Annotated in this window: 18 protein-coding genes and 1 tRNA gene; 1 reads left to right on the top strand and 18 read right to left on the bottom strand. The window is 60.5% G+C overall.

Going from position 1 to position 16320, the window contains the following annotated elements:
- Positions 1–38 precede the first annotated feature (38 nt).
- From ACX3M4_RS02285 to ACX3M4_RS02220, 14 genes are all read right to left on the bottom strand, one after another.
- Positions 39–653, bottom strand: coding sequence for an ATP-dependent Clp protease proteolytic subunit (locus ACX3M4_RS02285; protein WP_459356979.1), 615 nt, complete (start codon positions 651–653; stop codon positions 39–41).
- 182 nt (positions 654–835) lie between these two features.
- Positions 836–1693, bottom strand: coding sequence for an adenylate/guanylate cyclase domain-containing protein (locus tag ACX3M4_RS02280; RefSeq protein WP_459356978.1), 858 nt, complete (start codon positions 1691–1693; stop codon positions 836–838).
- Positions 1694–1804: 111 nt separating this feature from the next.
- Positions 1805–2209 (bottom strand): ACT domain-containing protein, encoded by a 405-nt coding sequence (locus tag ACX3M4_RS02275; protein WP_459356977.1) that lies wholly within the window; start codon positions 2207–2209, stop codon positions 1805–1807.
- Between the two features lie 14 nt (positions 2210–2223).
- Positions 2224–2811 carry a GNAT family N-acetyltransferase gene (locus ACX3M4_RS02270; RefSeq protein ID WP_459356976.1) on the bottom strand — a complete coding sequence of 196 codons (588 nt, stop codon included), beginning with the start codon at positions 2809–2811 and terminating at the stop codon, positions 2224–2226.
- Positions 2812–2959: 148 nt separating this feature from the next.
- Positions 2960–3922, bottom strand: a complete 963-nt coding sequence (locus ACX3M4_RS02265; RefSeq protein ID WP_459356975.1) for a VOC family protein — start codon at positions 3920–3922, stop codon at positions 2960–2962.
- A 27-nt stretch (positions 3923–3949) separates the two neighbouring features.
- Positions 3950–4567 carry a TetR/AcrR family transcriptional regulator gene (locus tag ACX3M4_RS02260; RefSeq protein ID WP_459356974.1) on the bottom strand — a complete coding sequence of 206 codons (618 nt, stop codon included), beginning with the start codon at positions 4565–4567 and terminating at the stop codon, positions 3950–3952.
- 189 nt (positions 4568–4756) lie between these two features.
- On the bottom strand, positions 4757–5146 hold the full coding sequence (locus ACX3M4_RS02255; protein WP_459356973.1) for a cupin domain-containing protein: 390 nt from the start codon (positions 5144–5146) through the stop codon (positions 4757–4759).
- Positions 5147–5167: 21 nt separating this feature from the next.
- Positions 5168–6340 carry an isovaleryl-CoA dehydrogenase gene (locus ACX3M4_RS02250; protein WP_459356972.1) on the bottom strand — a complete coding sequence of 391 codons (1173 nt, stop codon included), beginning with the start codon at positions 6338–6340 and terminating at the stop codon, positions 5168–5170.
- Positions 6341–6360: 20 nt separating this feature from the next.
- The gene (locus tag ACX3M4_RS02245) at positions 6361–6807 is read right to left on the bottom strand and encodes a GNAT family N-acetyltransferase (RefSeq protein ID WP_459356971.1); all 447 of its coding nucleotides are present in this window, start codon (positions 6805–6807) and stop codon (positions 6361–6363) included.
- A gap of 4 nt (positions 6808–6811) precedes the next feature.
- Positions 6812–7255 carry a PaaI family thioesterase gene (locus ACX3M4_RS02240; RefSeq protein WP_459356970.1) on the bottom strand — a complete coding sequence of 148 codons (444 nt, stop codon included), beginning with the start codon at positions 7253–7255 and terminating at the stop codon, positions 6812–6814.
- Positions 7255–7662: a MerR family transcriptional regulator gene (locus tag ACX3M4_RS02235; RefSeq protein WP_459356969.1), complete on the bottom strand. Its 408-nt coding sequence runs from the start codon at positions 7660–7662 to the stop codon at positions 7255–7257. The genes ACX3M4_RS02240 and ACX3M4_RS02235 overlap by 1 nt, the downstream gene beginning before the upstream one ends.
- A gap of 90 nt (positions 7663–7752) precedes the next feature.
- The gene (locus ACX3M4_RS02230) at positions 7753–8463 is read right to left on the bottom strand and encodes a glycoside hydrolase family 25 protein (protein ID WP_459356968.1); all 711 of its coding nucleotides are present in this window, start codon (positions 8461–8463) and stop codon (positions 7753–7755) included.
- A 54-nt stretch (positions 8464–8517) separates the two neighbouring features.
- Complete coding sequence (locus tag ACX3M4_RS02225) at positions 8518–8940, bottom strand: VOC family protein (RefSeq protein ID WP_459356967.1); 423 nt, start codon at positions 8938–8940, stop codon at positions 8518–8520.
- Positions 8941–9083: 143 nt separating this feature from the next.
- Positions 9084–9509, bottom strand: coding sequence for an organic hydroperoxide resistance protein (locus ACX3M4_RS02220; protein WP_459356966.1), 426 nt, complete (start codon positions 9507–9509; stop codon positions 9084–9086).
- 143 nt (positions 9510–9652) lie between these two features.
- Between ACX3M4_RS02220 and ACX3M4_RS02215 the strand changes: the two genes are divergently transcribed.
- The gene (locus ACX3M4_RS02215) at positions 9653–10438 is read left to right on the top strand and encodes a MarR family winged helix-turn-helix transcriptional regulator (RefSeq protein ID WP_459356965.1); all 786 of its coding nucleotides are present in this window, start codon (positions 9653–9655) and stop codon (positions 10436–10438) included.
- 170 nt (positions 10439–10608) lie between these two features.
- Here the strand turns inward: ACX3M4_RS02215 and mgtE are convergent, their stop codons facing one another.
- The 4 genes from mgtE to ACX3M4_RS02195 form a co-directional block, all read right to left on the bottom strand.
- Entirely contained in the window at positions 10609–12024 is a 1416-nt protein-coding gene (gene mgtE, locus ACX3M4_RS02210) for a magnesium transporter (protein WP_459356964.1), read from the bottom strand.
- A gap of 531 nt (positions 12025–12555) precedes the next feature.
- Positions 12556–15300: a DEAD/DEAH box helicase family protein gene (locus ACX3M4_RS02205; RefSeq protein ID WP_459356963.1), complete on the bottom strand. Its 2745-nt coding sequence runs from the start codon at positions 15298–15300 to the stop codon at positions 12556–12558.
- A 104-nt stretch (positions 15301–15404) separates the two neighbouring features.
- Entirely contained in the window at positions 15405–15989 is a 585-nt protein-coding gene (locus ACX3M4_RS02200) for a hypothetical protein (RefSeq protein WP_459356962.1), read from the bottom strand.
- Between the two features lie 242 nt (positions 15990–16231).
- A tRNA-Leu gene (locus tag ACX3M4_RS02195) sits at positions 16232–16318 on the bottom strand.
- Positions 16319–16320: the final 2 nt, after the last annotated feature.

Raw genomic sequence — 16320 nt, 5'->3', positions numbered from 1 at the left:
GGCACGAGGCCGGCGTTTCATTTCGTCCTTGGGCTGGATCAGCCCAGTTCGTCAACGCGCGTCACCACCTTGCCGACAAGACCGTAGGAGATGCCCTCCTCCGGACCCATCCAGTAGTCGCGGTCGGTATCCTTCTCGATGCGAGAGATCGGCTGTCCGGTCGCATCCGCAAAAATCTTGTTGAGGCGATCGCGCATCTTGATGATCTCCTTGGCCTGGATTTCGATATCCGTGGCCATGCCGCCGGCACCGCCGGACGGTTGATGCAGCAGGAAGCGGGTGTTCGGGGTGCAGAAGCGCTTTTCCTTCGGCACGGAGACATAGATCAGCGCACCGGCGCTTGCGACCCAGCCCATGCCCAGGATGCGGACTTCCGGTGAAATGAACTTGATGGTGTCGTGGATCATGTCGCCCGATTCGACATGACCGCCCGGAGACGACACGATGACGGTGATCGGATCGTTGGAGACCTGCGCCAGCGCAAGCAGACGGGCACAGACGTCGCGGGCCATGTCCTGGCTCACCGGTCCGGTGATCAGCACCGTGCGCGCTTCGAACAGATGCTTGTCGACCTGGATCGACGGCTGGCTCTTGGTTTTGTCGTCCTCGTCATCGTCGAGGCGTGCAGGCACCGTGGTCGAATAATTTTTCATGCGCAGGATTAAGCTCCCTTTGCTGTTGGGCCGGGCTGGCCGGCAGTTTCAACGGAGGGCGAAGCAATCCGCCACCCCGGCGTTGGTCCATGTGTAAGCGAAGTCACCGGCACTCGCAAATCATGAGATCCCCATTAGCGCGAAAAGAGTTATCAGATTGGCAACGCGCCGGCGTTCGAATGTCATTCCCCCTGCTGGGGATGACGCTGCAGAGACTTTTCGCGCCGCCCGACCAAAAGATGCCAGACAAGCATTGCGGCAAAGGGCAGCGACGGCCAGACGAACCACAGGGTTCCAAGACCCGACGTCAGCAGGTTGAGCACAAAGAAGAAGCCGATCATGAAGACACAGCCTCGCACCCGGCGCGGCTGCGCGCGCAGCCAGCGCCGTGACTGCTCGAAACCGTTGGCGATCGCTTGCGTATCTCGGTCCCATTCCGGCTTTGCCGCCGAACCCGGACTTGCCGGTTTCTGCGCTTCCTGCGCGCCGGCAATGTCCGGTTCTTCTGGTGCATTGCGACCGCCAAGCCGAACCGAATAGGTTTCCACCGGATCGGTGACGTTCTTGACGTGCTGAGGTCCAAGCGGGTCGAACCCCAATGCCATCTTGGTCTTGACCTGGTCATAGACCGACTGGGACAGCATGATGCCGCCGCGGGGGGCGATTTCCTGCAGCCGCGCGGCCACATTGACGCCGTCGCCGTAAATGTCGTCGCCCTCGACCATGATGTCGCCGAGATTGATGCCGATCCGGAATTCCATCCGGTTGAGATCGGGAAGCTCGGCATTGCGCAGGGAAAGCTCGTTCTGGATATCGACCGAGCATTGCACGGCTTCCATGACGGAGACGAACTCAATGATGACTGCGTCGCCCCAGGTGTTGACGATGCGGCCGTTGTGGCGCTCCGTCAGGGCGGACATGACCGTCCGGTAGGCCTTGAGCCTGTCCAGCGTTCCGTCCTCATCCCGCTCCATGAGCTTGGAATATTGTGCAACATCCGCGCACATGATTGCCGCCAGACGCCGCTTTACCCGTAGCATGCTTTCAACCCCGCTTACTCCCGTTTAGGAATGGGAAGGCGTCCTGCAAATTGCAAGGAAAAATCCACTGAAATCGCACCGTGTCAGCAGTTGCGGCGGGAAGCTCGGCTGTCAAAGATCTCCTGCAAGCACGCGCAGAGCTTCCAGAGCTTCTTCCGCCCGTTCCTCGGGCACGAAGACATGATCGTGAAAAAAGGCGGCGACGACATTGGCCGAGATACCCCTGGCAGCAAGCGCATTGGCAATGGCGGCGGTCAGGCCGACGGCTTCCAGCGACGAATGAACGGTCAGGGTGATCCGACGGAACCATTCGGCCTCGGCCAGGCCCAACTCTCGCGCCCGCTCCACCGGCAGGATTGCAGTTACGCCCTCGGTTTCGGTGAAAAGACCGATCGGCTCATATTCCGCGAGCTCAGTCAGCGATTTGGCGGCAAAAGTACAAAAGACATAAGGCTCCGGATCCAGCATGGGGCGCATGTGCGAGATCAGGGTGTCAAGGTCGGTTTCACCGGTCATGCAGGCTCCCGCCGTTACAGGGACATTCGCATCAAGGGGCGCCTGGGGCTCCGGCGGGCGATTTCTTCAAATCCGGTGCGACGGAACACCGGCGTGAAGCCCACGAACCCCTCGCTCCAATGCAGGGGCTTGTCCGATTCGATCGGACAGGCGTCCAGCCATTTCGCCCCGTTTTGACGCGACCGGTCAACCGCGGCTCCGAGGAGCTTGTCCATCAGGCCCGCTTTCCTGTGTCCGCTGCGAACATAGAAGCAGGTCACAGCATGTGTCGCGCGGACGAGGTCTTCGCTGTCCGCCTCCAGAGGTTTTGTCGTTCTGCTGAGCTGAAAACGGACATAGCGCTCGCGCGGGCCGAAGGCGACCCACCCGACTGCGATACCCTCTCGGTAGGCAAGCAGGCCGGGCTCCAACCCCTCGTTCACCTTGGCCTTGAGCGCATCGCGCCGCTCATCGCGCGCCATGGCTTGCCAGTCCCTGGCACGCAGAAACGGCCACATGCACCAGCATCCGCCGCAGGCCCCGCGCTCCGGCCCGAAGAGGTCGACGAGATCGTTCCAGCGGTCCGCAGTTGCCGGGTGAAATTGAAGCGACGTTTCGCTCATTCGATCTTCTCCTCTCCCGGAAAACAAGAACATGGAATGTGTGGCGGCGGCAATGGCACTGTTTGTTCGGACATGGACAAACGGGAACGCCGCCCATGCAGGCGGCGTCTCTTGTTTGCCTTTTCGGCGAAACCCCGGCTTGGCGGGCTCAGGCAGCAGCTTCGAGACCGGCAATGTCGATCTTGCGCATCTTCATCAGAGCCGCGGTAACCCGGCCGGCCCGTTCCGGATTGCCCGAATGCATAAGACGCGGCAGCACCTTCGGCACGATCTGCCAGTGAACGCCATAGCGGTCCTTCAACCAGCCGCACTGGCCTTCCTCTCCGCCGTCGGCCAGAAGCGCCGCCCAGAGCCGGTCCGTCTCGGCCTGATCCTCGGTCAGGACCGAAATGGACGTCAGGTGGCTCGGCTGCACATCCGGATTGCCGTTGAGGATCATATAGGGCGTTCCCGCGAGCGTGAATTCGGCAACCAGCACCGGGCCGCGGGGATCCGGACGGTAGACCGTTCCCATTTCGCTGTCCGGCAACAGGGACGTATAATAGTTGGCCGCTTCCTCTCCGTTCTCCCGGAAGAACAGGCAGGTCCGAACCTTCGCATCGAAATCCCTGACCTCGCCCAAACCGTCGAGGGTGATAGAACGTGCCAACAGATCGAGTTGGGCGGAGGCTGCTTTCCAGCCCACTTCGAAACCCATTTCCAGGTGTTTGTCCCGGGCTGCTTCATTGGCGTGGCGCGCCCCCCAGACCATGCGGGTTCCGTTCCCCGAAAGGTCGACCAATTCCACATAACCGGTCATGAACCCGTTTTCTCTTGGCGTGAAGTTTTCCGAAAAGGCGTCGGTGAAGGTCAGGCGCCGTCCGTCGACCACTTCGAGGATCATGCCGACATTTTCAAAGCGTTCGCCATCGGGTCCGTTCATGACCGTGTTCATCCGTCCGCCCGGACGCATGTCGATCTGTGCCTCCGACACGAACCAGGGTTTGGGACAGAACCAGAGTTTCAGAAGCTCCGGATCGCTCCAGCAATGCCAGACGGCCTTTCGAGGTGCAGAGATCTCCCTGACCAGCTCCAGCGTCAGTCCTTCCTTGCGGATCTCAACCTTGCTCATCACGCACTCCCTCCTTAACGCCGCGTTTCAATCGCGCGCAAACAGCAGTTCGATGTAGCGTTTCAGATGGTCGATGCTGTTTTCGGCAATCGACGCATCGTTGCTGGCCTTCACCAGCACGAAGGCCCCCTGCAGCACGACCTGGGTGTAAAGCGCCAGCGCCCCGGCTCCGCCCGGAACTTCCACGTCCCTCTCAAGCGCCGCCGCTTCGATATCGGCAACGAGCGTCGCCGCATGACCGGTTATGCTGCGGTTGCAGGCGTCCCGGATGGCCGGACTTGTGTCATAGACCTCCTGCACCATGGTGCCGACGAGGCAGGTGAATTCGGACACCTCGCCCCGCAGGATTTCTTTTCGGAAATCCACATAGCCGAGCACCCGGTCCAGCGGATCTGCGTGCCGGTGGTAAGGCGCTTGTGCGAAGAGAGCGCCTGTGACTTCCGACCAATGATCAGCGGCAGAGACCGCAAGGTCGTCCTTGGACTTGAAATGATGAAAAAAGGCGCCCTTGGTCACCCCTGCCTCGCGGCAGAGATCGTCGACCGTCGTCGCGGTGTAGCCCTTCATGCGGATCACGCGCAGCGCCGCATCCAGCAGCTTTACGCGCGCATCGGGCTTTCTGGTTTTTGCAGGTTCCTTGCTCATGCAATATGAATACCGACCAGTTGGTATGTTGTCAACTTCGAAAAATTGAACAACCGTTCGGGCACCTGTCGCAAATACGTTCTGGAATTGTCTGGAAGGCGGCTGAGGTGTATGCGGCAATCATTAGAGATCCGCATCCGGTCTGCCTGCAGGAATCAGGCAGACCCGCGCCAACACTCTCTCGCGCCCCTATGTCGATAGTGTTGGCATCCACGGCCCGTCGACGAACTCCGCCTCGCCGTCACCCGGCCAGGGTGGCATCGAAACACAGATGAACTTCAGCGGATCGGGGCCTGTATTGCGGTACTGAAACGCAGTGCCCGCCGGAATGTCGATGGCAACCCCGGGTTCCAGCGTCGTCATGGCCTCGGCTCCATCCAGGGAGCGCCAGATCTGGCCCCTTCCCTCCAGGACGTACCAGAATTCATGCACCGTACCATGCCGGGTCGCGCGGTTGATCTGGCCGGCCGGCACCAGCGCGTGGATCATGTTGCCGGTTGGCCCATCCATCAGGAACGAAATATCGGCGCCTGCCGGTGATTTTGCTTCCGCTTCTTCCGGCAGGCGCTTCTGTTTCATTTCCGGTCCCCACACACCTTGTCAGGCGGTCTTGTTGAATATTTCACGGCCGATCAGCATGCGGCGGATTTCCGAGGTGCCGGCACCGATCTCGTAGAGCTTGGCGTCGCGCAGCAGGCGGCCGGTCGGATACTCGTTGATATAGCCGTTGCCGCCAAGGAGCTGGATGGCATCGAGCGCCAGCTTGGTCGCGTTTTCGGCAGCATAGAGGATTGCTCCGGCCGCGTCTTCTCGCGTCGTTTCTCCCCGGTCGCAGGCTTTCGCCACGGCATAGACATAGGCCTTGCTCGCATTCATCGAGACATACATGTCCGCGACCTTGCCCTGGACCAGCTGGAAGGAACCGATCGGCTGTCCGAACTGCTCACGCTCATGGATGTAAGGGATGACCACATCCATCGCCGCCTGCATGATGCCGACGGCACCGGCAGCCAGAACCGCACGCTCGTAGTCGAGGCCGGACATCAGCACGTTGACGCCCTTGCCCACCTGGCCGAGCACGTTCTCTTCCGGCACCTCGCAGTCCTGGAACACCAGCTCGCCGGTCTCGGAGCCGCGCATGCCGAGCTTGTCGAGCTTCTGGGCGACAGAGAAACCCTTGAAGTCCTTCTCCACCAGGAAGGCAGTGATGCCTTTCGGGCCGGCATCCACATCCGTCTTGGCATAGATGATCATGGTGTCGGCGGACGGGCCGTTGGTGATCCACATCTTGGAGCCGTTGAGGACGTAGCGGTCGCCCTTCTTGTCGGCGCGCAGCTTCATGGAGACGACGTCGGACCCGGCACCCGGCTCGGACATGGCAAGTGCGCCAAGATGCTCGCCGGTCACCAGCTTGCCAAGGTAACGTTTCTTCTGGTCGTCACTGCCCCAGCGGCGCAACTGGTTGACGCAAAGGTTCGAATGGGCACCGTAGCTGAGACCGATGGAAGCCGAGGCCCGGCTGACCTCTTCCATGGCAATGCAGTGTTCCAGATAGCCAAGGCCGGAACCACCCCATTCCTCTTCAACGGTGATGCCGTGCAGGCCGAGTTCACCCATTTCAGGCCAGAGTTCGCGCGGGAACCAGTCCTCGCGATCGATCTTTTCGGCGAGTGGCGCAATCCGGTCCTGGCTGTAGGACCGAACGGTGTCCCGCAGCATGTCGGCGGTCTCGCCGAGATCGAAATTGAAACCCGGAAAATCGTTGCGGATCATTTGGATACCTCCCAAGGCTCTCAGGGCCTGTCGTAGCGGATGAATTCACTCAGGACGCCGACCCGGTCGTAAAGCTGCCGGGCGCGCGCGTTGTCTTGTTTGGTCTGCCAATAGACCTCGCCATTGGCGGTTGGCTCGGCATCGGCGGCGGCATAGACCGCCTCGATCAGTTTGCGGCCGGCACCCGAGAGGCGCAGGTCCTCGCTCACGTAAAGGTCTTCCAGGTAGCAGACGGATCGGGTCGACCAGGAACTGTCGTGAAAGAGGTAGTGCACCAGGCCGACCGGAACACCGCCGCTGACAGCGACCAGGGCGTTATGGCCTTTGCCGGAAAGCAGGCGCGCGAACAGATCTTCGGTGATCTCAGGTGCTAGTTCCTGTTCATAGAAGGTCAGATAGCCCTGCCACAGAACCAGCCAGGCCTCCTTGTCCTCAGGCCGGAGCGGCCGGATCTCGATCGCGTTCATAGGTTCAATCCTTCACGCCCGACACGCTCACAAGCGTGAAGAGACCCGTTGCCACATGCACCTGCAAGCCGTCATCGAGGCCATAGACATCCGCCTTGGCAATTGTCAGCGTGCGTCCGGGCTTCACCACCCTGCCCCGCGCCAGCAGTATCTGCTGTTTCGCCGGATTGAGCAGGTTGATCTTGTATTCGCTGGTGAGCACGCCGACGCCTGGCGCAAACAGCGTCAGGGCCGCATAGCCCGCGGCGCTGTCGGCAATGGAAGATGTCGCACCCGCATGAAAGAAACCATGCTGCTGGGTGAGCTCCGGTCGCATGGTCAGTTCCAGATCGACCGCGCCGGGCGCGACATGCACCATCTTGGCCCCTAGATGGTCCATGAACTGTTGCGCCGCAAAACTCTTTCTAACGCGGGTCTCCCAATCGGGATCACGGGGCGACAGGTCCATCAGGCTTCCTCCGACGTCTGCACGGATCCCGTGCTGAGTTCAGCAATGCGCGCCTTGGCACCGGCCTCCACCTCGTCCAGTTCCAGTAGTGTCAGCTCAATGTCGCGCTGCTTTTCCAGAAGCTCCGCACGGCGGGCGGCGATCTTGTCGAGGAGCAGGCGCAACTGGCCGGTTTCTCCCGGCGCACTGCCATACATCTCGATCATTTCCTTGATTTCGTTCAGGGAAAAGCCGAGCCGCTTGCCGCGCAGGATCAGCTTGATGCGCGTACGATCACCGGGCGTATAGAGCCTTTGCCGGCCACGACGGGTCGGCGCCACCAACCCCTGCGCTTCATAAAACCGCAAGGTCCGCGTGGTGATGTCGAATTCCTGCGTCAGCTGGGTGATGGTGTAATAGCGCTGCATGCCCGCTCCTTGTTCGAGCGCACAGTTTCGCCTTTTTACGTTAAAGTCAACACGTCTGTTTTATGATTTACATTACAACAGGTTATCAAATCACATCTTGAGACTATCAAGACTCGATTCCGAATGCAGGACATTGAGATCAACATTGCCCGCAATGCCCTTAATCGTCCCCTTGTCGTGATATTGCCACAGCACCCATTTCGAGCCATAGGCGGGCGAATGCCAGAGGGAGCGGGCCCAGAGGCGCCGGTTGAGGCCGTTGCCCTTGAGGTATTGCAGATAGAAGTCTTCCGGCGCGTAGAAAATCACCTGCTTGCCCCGCGCCTTCTCGACCGCTGCAGCGAATTCGCTGACCTCGCGCAGGACTTCTTCCACCGGCGGCCGTCTTGCGCAATTGCCGGTAAACTCCAGGTCCACCATCGGCGCCAGCATCGTGCTGTCCTGCGGCAACACCGCCAGGAAGTTTTCAGCCTGCTTGCTGCCCGGCTGGCAGAGGCTGAAGAAATGATAGGCCCCACGGGCAAGCCCGGCACTGCCCGCTCCGGCCCAGTTGCGGGCAAAGGCGCCGTCCTTGAAATCGCCACCCTCGCTCGCCTTCATATAGACAAAGGCAACATCGTCACCCGCGACCTGTGCCCAGTCGATGTCGCCCGAATGATGGGACACATCGATACCGCGAATGGGAAAAGCGTTCCGGTCAGGTTCCCAGTTCATGAAGAAAAACGCCGCTCCGACAATGGAAATCACCCCGCCGACCACAACGTAGAACAGGGTCCGCAGGATTGCTTGCAGGAATTTCATACCGCCACCCGATCGCTCAGAAACGCAGGCATCCTGCCCAAAAACCGTTAAAATTCACGATAGGAAGTTCGGCCAGAGCGGCGCAGCCGCCAGTTCCAGCACATTCCCGTCCGGATCGTTGAAATAGAGACTTGTGCCACCGGCCGGCCAGGTCACCTCACTGGTGATGGCAACGCCCTCATTTGCCAGATGGGTTCGCCAGGCCTGGAGTTCTCCTGCCGCAACACGAAAGGCGAAATGGCTGTGACCTTGCGTATCGTGACCTGGGACTGTCCCGCCCGGCGTCTCGACATCCTCACCCGTATGCCCCCGGTGAAACACGAGCAGGGCCTGAGCCGGACCGGCGTCATAGGCATAAAGCCTTTCGCCCGCGACCATGCGCTTCAGGCCAAGAACGCCGGAATAAAATTCATGCGCCGCCTCCATGTCGTCGACATAGACCGCTGTCTCCAAGATGCCGTCCAGCTTCGGCCGCATACCGGTCCCTGCCGTTTTCCAGAAGGAGTCACTCTGCAGACCAGAATAACCGGCTCACCGGCTGTGTCGACCTTGGAGTGGCCGGCAGCTGGGTCGTCAATTGAGCTCCGGATCGGCGCGCAATACGCCGATCCGGAAACAGATCATACAACCGTCAGCTTGACGTCGATGTTGTTGCGGGTGGCGTTGGAATACGGGCAAACCTGATGCGCCTTGGCGACCAGGCTCTCCGCCACAGCCTTGTCGAGACCCGGCAGGGAGACTTCCAGCGCAACGGTGAGACCAAAGCCGCCTTCGGAGCGCGGGCCGATACCGACGGTCGAGGTGATGGAGGTGTCTGCCGGAACGGCGATCTTTTCCTGTCCACCGACAAATTTCATCGCGCCGATGAAGCAGGCTGCATAACCGGCCGCGAACAGCTCTTCCGGATTGTTGCCTTCACCGCCTGCACCACCGAGTTCCTTCGGGGTCGAGAGTTTCACCTTCAACGATCCGCTTAAAGTCTCAGCCGCGCCGTCCCGGCCGCCGGTCGCCTTTGCTTTGGTCTCATACTTCACATCGACAGCCATCTGCAGGCTCCTTTGCTGGGGTTGGTCGAACAATTTATATCGCATCAGTTTATATCGTCTGCGATATATATTATTCACATATACACACACCGGCGAAACGTCAACTGGTTGCGACCATATCGCGCGCGATTTATAACGAGCCCATGACAGAGACCACCGACCAGATGTCCCTTCTCGATGCGATCGGATTTTCCACGCCCGAAGTGACCAAGACCCCCAAGAAAGACAAACCGGCCAAGGCCGAAAAGTCTGACAAGAAGCCGAGCAAGAAGGCCGCCAAAGCGACCGCCGAGGCAGCTAAGGACGCAGAGCCCGCGTCCAGTGACGAAGCCGCAGATGCGGAAGTTGAAGCAGCATCGGCCGCCAACCCGATTTCGGTTGAAATCGAAGCACAGGCAGAAGCACCACCAGACCTGCCAGAAGCAGCTTCCGATGCCGAGAGTCTGGCAGATGATACGCTGGCAGATGCCGATCTGCCAGAATGGGCAAATGACGCGCTGCCGCTCGACCGGTTCCTGTGCTTTGCGCTTTATTCCGCCAACCATGCCATGCACGGTGTCTACAAGGCGCTCCTGAAGGAAGCCGGCCTCACCTATCCGCAGTTCCTGGCCATGACCGTTCTTTGGGAAACCAACAACGTTCCTGTCGGCGCGATCACGTCGAAACTGCAGCTCGCCACCAATACGCTGACTCCGCTTTTAAAGCGGCTGGAAGCCATGGGACTGGTGACGCGCACGCGCAATATCAAGGACGAGCGCCAGGTGATCCTGAAGCTGACCCGCAAGGGCCGCGCGTTGCAGAAGAAGACCGAGCATTTCAGTTCCTGCATCCTGTCTTCCACCGGCCTGAAGCTGGAGGAAGTCATGGATCTGCAGCAGAAGGTCATGCGCCTGCGCGACAATCTGCGCGAGGCGGGTCTCGACGCCTGAGCCTCTTTGGAGAGGCGGCCCATCGCCTCTCCGCGCTCACCTTTGTGCCAGTGTGCCGGCCAAGCTGTCAGTATCCCGGCGATGAACCGGGTCGGCGGCCGCTTTCTATTTGCAGCGCCTTTTCAGGCCAATTTCCTGGGAGAGAACGACCTCAGGAACAAGCCGACAGATCAGAACGGCAGACCGAACCAGAGTGCGGCAATGCCGAGGAAAGCGAAGAAGCCGACGACATCGGTGACCGTCGTCACGAAAACGCTGGAAGCGATCGCCGGATCGACATTGACCTTGTCGAGCACGATGGGAATGAGCAACCCTGACAGGCCCGCAAACAGCATGTTGATGACGATTGCTCCGCCGATGACGACGCCAAGACCAAGACTGGCGAACCACAACCAGGCGGTCACGCCGATAAGGATCGCAAGAGCAACCCCGTTGAAGACGCTCACAAGGATTTCGCGGTTGAGAACGCGCAAGAGGTTGCGGGCACCGAGTTCCTGAGTTGCGATACCTCGAACGGCCACAGTCATTGTCTGGGTACCGGCATTGCCGCCCATGGAGGCGACGATCGGCATCAAGACGGCGAGCGCCACCATCGCCTCGATCGTATCCTCGAATAGCGCGATCACCACGGAGGCAAGGACGGCCGTACCGAGATTGACCACCAGCCAGGTCAGGCGCGAGCGGGCGATGGTCATGACGTTGTCTGAAATCTCTTCGTCGCCGACACCGGCCAGAGCGCGCAGGTCCTCTTCCGCCTCTTCCTGAATGACGTCGACGATGTCGTCGACCGTCAGCACACCGACCAGGCGTTCGTTCTCGTCGACAACAGCGGAGGATACGAGGTTGTAGCGCTCGAAGCGGCGGGCGACCTCTTCCTGGTCTTCCGTCGCCAGCACCGCCTGGCGGTTCTCCTGCATGATGGAGGTGACCTTCTCGTCCCGCTTGGTGCGCAGGATCTTGTCCAGGTGCACGGAGCCGAGCAGCTTGAAGGTGGGGTCGACCACGTAGATTTCGTAGAAACTGTCCGGAAGATCGCGCGCTTCGCGCATGTAGTCGATGGTCTGACCCACAGTCCAGAACGGCGCGACCGCGATGAACTCGTTCTGCATGCGCCGGCCGGCGCTCTCTTCCGGATAATCGAGCGCCTTTTGCAGCTGGGCCCTGTCCGCGTAAGGGAGCTCTTCCAGGATGGCGGCCTGGTCGTCCTCATCGAGGTCTTCCAGAATGTAGACGGCATCGTCGGAATCGAGCTCGCCAAGACCTTCGGCGATGACTTCGGTCGGCAGGTCTTCCAGTAGCTGGAGACGTACCGCCTCGTCGATTTCAGTCAGCGCGGTGTAATCGAAATCCTCGCCGAGCAGGCGAACGAAGCTCGCGCGATCTTCAGCGCCGAGCGTTTCCAGAAGGTCGCCGGTATCGGCTTCATGCAGATTGGCGGCCAACTCACGAAGCGTGAACTGGTCGTTTGCCTCGATCGCCGTCTCGACGGCATTGATGAAGTCGGGATTGAGATGTTCGTCTTCGTCGCGAACCGGAATGGCAGGATCAATTGTGGCGGTCGGTTCAAGCTCAGCTGCTTCGCTCATCCGGCGCCTCCCCCTTCTCACGCGTCGTCCCCTCCGGCAGCGCTGCCGGGCACTCATCACCAGAACTAGCGTTTGCGGCTTGAAAGCGCCACAGCAAAAGCAGAACAGGTCCACAGGCTTATGTGAAAATTGCCGATGGATCGTCAGCGGGCGCTGAACACATTCCGTCCTGCCGCCGGGCTCAGAATCCGGTGCACCCCTTGTCCCGCGCCACCCTGCGCAACGTCTCCAGATAGTCCTGCGTCTTCTGGGGCAGGATCGTTTCGTCAGCGGAGATACAGTGATCCGCTCGCCGGAAAGCCCGTCGGGCCCGCTCCGTCGCAAGGCACACCCTGCCCTCTGCAAGGACCTCCTGCTCCGTGTACCAGAGCTGCTGGCAAGTCATGGCGCCGAAGCGGCCGGGGTTGACGGAGAGTGTCTGGGCTTCGGCCGGAAGGCAGCAAAGGAGCAGAAGGAAAGTGGCGGAATATAGCGTCGGTGCGCGGCACCCGCATTTCCCCTGACGTTGACCAGTCATGTAAAGCCCTCGCCCTATTGCCATCTGCCAAGACGCTCGGAAGACGGCACCGCCTGCTTCGAATAGGCCGCCGCCCGCGCCTGCAGCAAGATCTTGCGGCCCTCCTGCGAGCGCATCGACACCAGGTCCGCTTCCGAGACGAGCGCCTCCCAGTATGCCAGAAACATCCTGGCATCCGCCTTTTGCGCCGAAAAGGCTTCCGGAACCGGGTGGTAATCAATCTGCGTCCGGCCCAGGAAACGGCTTCGCCGGACCAGCAGATATTTCGGATTGTCCACCGGACCGAGGAGTTGGCTCAATGCGGTGAGGAACAGCGCCGTTTCCTTCGGCCGGGCACCTTCCAACGTACACAGGTACCCGCCGTCGTGGCGGACGACTTCCGGCGTCAGTTGGTCGAGCGGTGTTTGCAGCTGCCTGGTTTGCGCAAGGGTTTCCAGAACGGCGCGCGCCACTTGCAGCAGATTGCGGTCAACCGTCCTGTTGCGAAGAAGCCCGGCCGCCGACTTTAAAAGTCGAGACTTTCTGACGCCAAGGACGAAGGCGGTCGCCAGGGCCGCCGAGACGCCGATGACAGGCAGGCTGGCGGCCCAAAGCCCCCAGAAAAAACCAGCCAGCGGAACAAGCCCGCTTGCTGCCGCCAGTCCGAGGGAAAGTGCAGTCCGCCGGTAGACCCAGCCCTGCGGTACCCGCTGCGCCTTCACCATCGGCCGCAGCCTTGCAGTCGACGGGCTCTTCAAAAGCGCCGCTTTCCAGCTGTCCGCCAAGAGGTTGCGGTCGGCGCTGCGGGCAAAGGCGGCTCCGTTCAGCCTCTCAATGCCATCAGTGGACCAGTCGGCTTGCGCAAATCCCATTCTTGCAAGCCCGGTTTCGATCACCGGTGGCTCAGTAACGCCCAGCCCCTCAAACGCCCTGAAACGGCGCGTCAGTAACGCGGCGTCCTGGCCAAGATCTTCCCAGGCGGGCGCCGGCAACAGCCCGGCGCGGCGCAACCCGGAATGGGCTTGTTCGGCAATAGGCAGGTTTGCGAGAAGTTCCCTTCGCTCAGGCAGGCTGACACAGGCCAGATGCCAGATGTTGGCGGTCTTGCAAGGCTGCTCCGGGTCCTTGCGGATGGCACGGCCGCGCATCTGGTTGGACAGCATGAAGGACCCGACCGTGCTCGCCAGCACCAGCGAATTGATGCAGGGAGCGTCCCAGCCCTCGCCGAGCAGCGACTGGGTTCCGACCAGCACACTGACCGCACCGGAGCTAAATACCTCCGTGACGAGGTGCACCATTTCATGCCGGGCGGATGCGGCCAGATCGACCTCGAAATAGGCCGCATCGTGCGGCAGTGGACGCAGGCGAATATCCTTCGCCCCGATCCCCTTTGCTGCCGCGGCTTCTTGAAAGCTTGCGATCGCACCGCGCGGCAGGATCACCAGCGATCCCGTCAGCAAGCCGACCTCGTACCGGTACATCCCCTTTTTGCGCAACACCTCGAACAAGGGCACAGCGCCGATCTTGACCGGCTCATAGACCGCCTGCCCTGAAGACGACGTCAGTTCGCGGTGGATGTGATCCGTCAGGATGACCATGCGCAGTGCGTCACCGAGACCGGAGCTTTCGGCAGCGACGATTTTTCGGATGCTCTCGATCTTGCCGAGGCTGTTCCGGAGCAGGCGGTCGATGCTTTCCAGATTGGCGATTACCGGACGGCTGCCCTTCAAACCACCGAAGGACCGAAGTTTTCCCTGAAGCTGCCTGCGCAGATCAGGTTGAAACCAGTCTCTGGCTTCGCCCGCGAGAACGCCCTCGAGCACGTTCTCCAGAAAAGTCCGGTCAAGCGGTGGCGAGGCATCCGCTTCCAGGTTGAAAAGAGCCAGGATTTCCGGATGGCCGGCGCGTCCTGCAGCCTTCAGAAACACCTGGGCGGCAAGAACAAAAGCAGGGTTCCTGAAGATCTGGTCCTCGTGAAAACGCGGCACGGTGAACCAGGGCAGTTCCGCAAGCGATGTCAGGAAAGCATCGTCGTGCAAAAGGTCGTAGGCAAATGCGTTGAGATTATGCGCAAAGGCATCGATGAAGGCGGTTTCCTTCTCGGTCGGTGCCGAAAAGCAGACGAGATCCTGGTGCGGGCAGAGATCGCCCGTCGCGACGAGTTCGGGAACGGAAATCTCACAGTCGATCGGCCCGCACAGTGTTTCGTAATTGTCCCACTCGGACGCATCCGTGTCATAGGGCGGGGTCGCTGTCAGAGAAACGGTGTGCACATCGCCCGGAAGAAACTCCCGCAACTTCAGCAGGACCTGATGCCACTCCTTGCGCAAATGATGTGCCTCGTCGAAGACGAGCGTCCCGACATTCTGCTCCTTGATCCGCTTCAGGATTGCCAACCCTTCGGCGCCGCCCTGACCAGCGCCCTGACAGGCCCCGTCCTCCTTCAGGTCTCCGCTCAGTGCGGCATGAAACCCTTGATAGGTGACGATGGTCACCTGCCCGGGCCGGCGGATATCCATCGAAATCCAGCTGTGGTCCGCCTTTTCGGGCAGGAACAGCTCAAGCAGCCGGGTTCGCCACTGGTTGCGGATCGCCAGCGAAGGAGCGAACACGATGGCGGGCCGGCCGAGCCGGCGCATGACTTCCAGACCAAGCACCGTTTTGCCGGATCCCGGAGCGGCCACGACATGAAGTTGCGCATCGTCAAGATGGCCGTCCAGCTCATCCAGGACACGCTGCTGGTAGCTGCGCCAAGAAATTTTGAATTTCAGGTCTTTCACGCTCAATCCGGCGGATCGGTCAGGGGAATCGGCAAGGATCGTTGCCCGTCGCGGCTTGATAACAGCAAGCGCACCCCAATACTCAGAGTTTCAGGGTCTTCTGCCTAATCCACCGCACATTCCGGTGGACGAGTGTCCATCGTCCAGCTCTGGGCTGGCAACGCACCGAGTGTCGTCTTGATGGGCTTGCCGTTGAGCTCGCCCTTACCCGTGAGAAGATTGACGTCGCAAAGGCCGTTAGCGTCCGGATCGAGCGTGTCGTAATAGCTGTAGGTGTAACCGGCGACGCGGAATTCACCACCGCGATAGGCAATCGTAAGCACCTGTTCCCAGCGATTTCGGCCGATGGCCGAGTTCTCCGAAAGGACCTTCAAAGAGCCGTGTTCCTGCGCCTCCAGCGATGGTTCCTGCCCGTACATGCCACCCCGCCAGACAATATCCCTGGCATGAACCGCCTGTTTCCAGCCGTCCCCCGCGTCGGTGAAAATATAAAGATCCGCCCCCTCTTCCGTTTCGGCAAGGATGGCGCGGTAGCGGTAGATGTCGCCATCGACCTGAACAGTCTCCGCTCCTGCAATCCCGGCTGCGGAAACCAGTGCTTCCTCTGCGATCGCGCCGGTAAAGGCCGTTGCAGCGGAGAGGGTTGCAAGGACACTCAGGGCCGTCAAACGGCGTGAAAGCGACTGCATGGAAGTCCTCCGGCAAGTTATGTCTCGGCGTGGTGAATCGGCTCTTGCTGATAATGCACAAGGGCCGGGAGAAAAGCACCTGCCTGCCATCAATGTGGACCAAAATCCGATTTACTCGGGATCAGCAGGCCATTGAACTTCAGGCGTCGATGCGGCCTCGATGTGAACGCTGCCCAGAAAAGCAAAAAGACCGCCCTTAGGGGCAGCCTTTTGAGGAAGCATCGGTAGAAATGCTTCGAATATGGTGCGGTCGAGAAGACTCGAACTTCCACGGGTTTTACCCCACAGCGACCTCAACGCTGCGCGTCTACCAATTCCGCCACGACCGCAT

This window comes from Roseibium sp. M-1, from assembly GCF_054515675.1.
The sequence above is the reverse complement of the archived record's forward strand: the minus strand, read 5'-3'. Positions and strand labels throughout refer to the sequence as shown.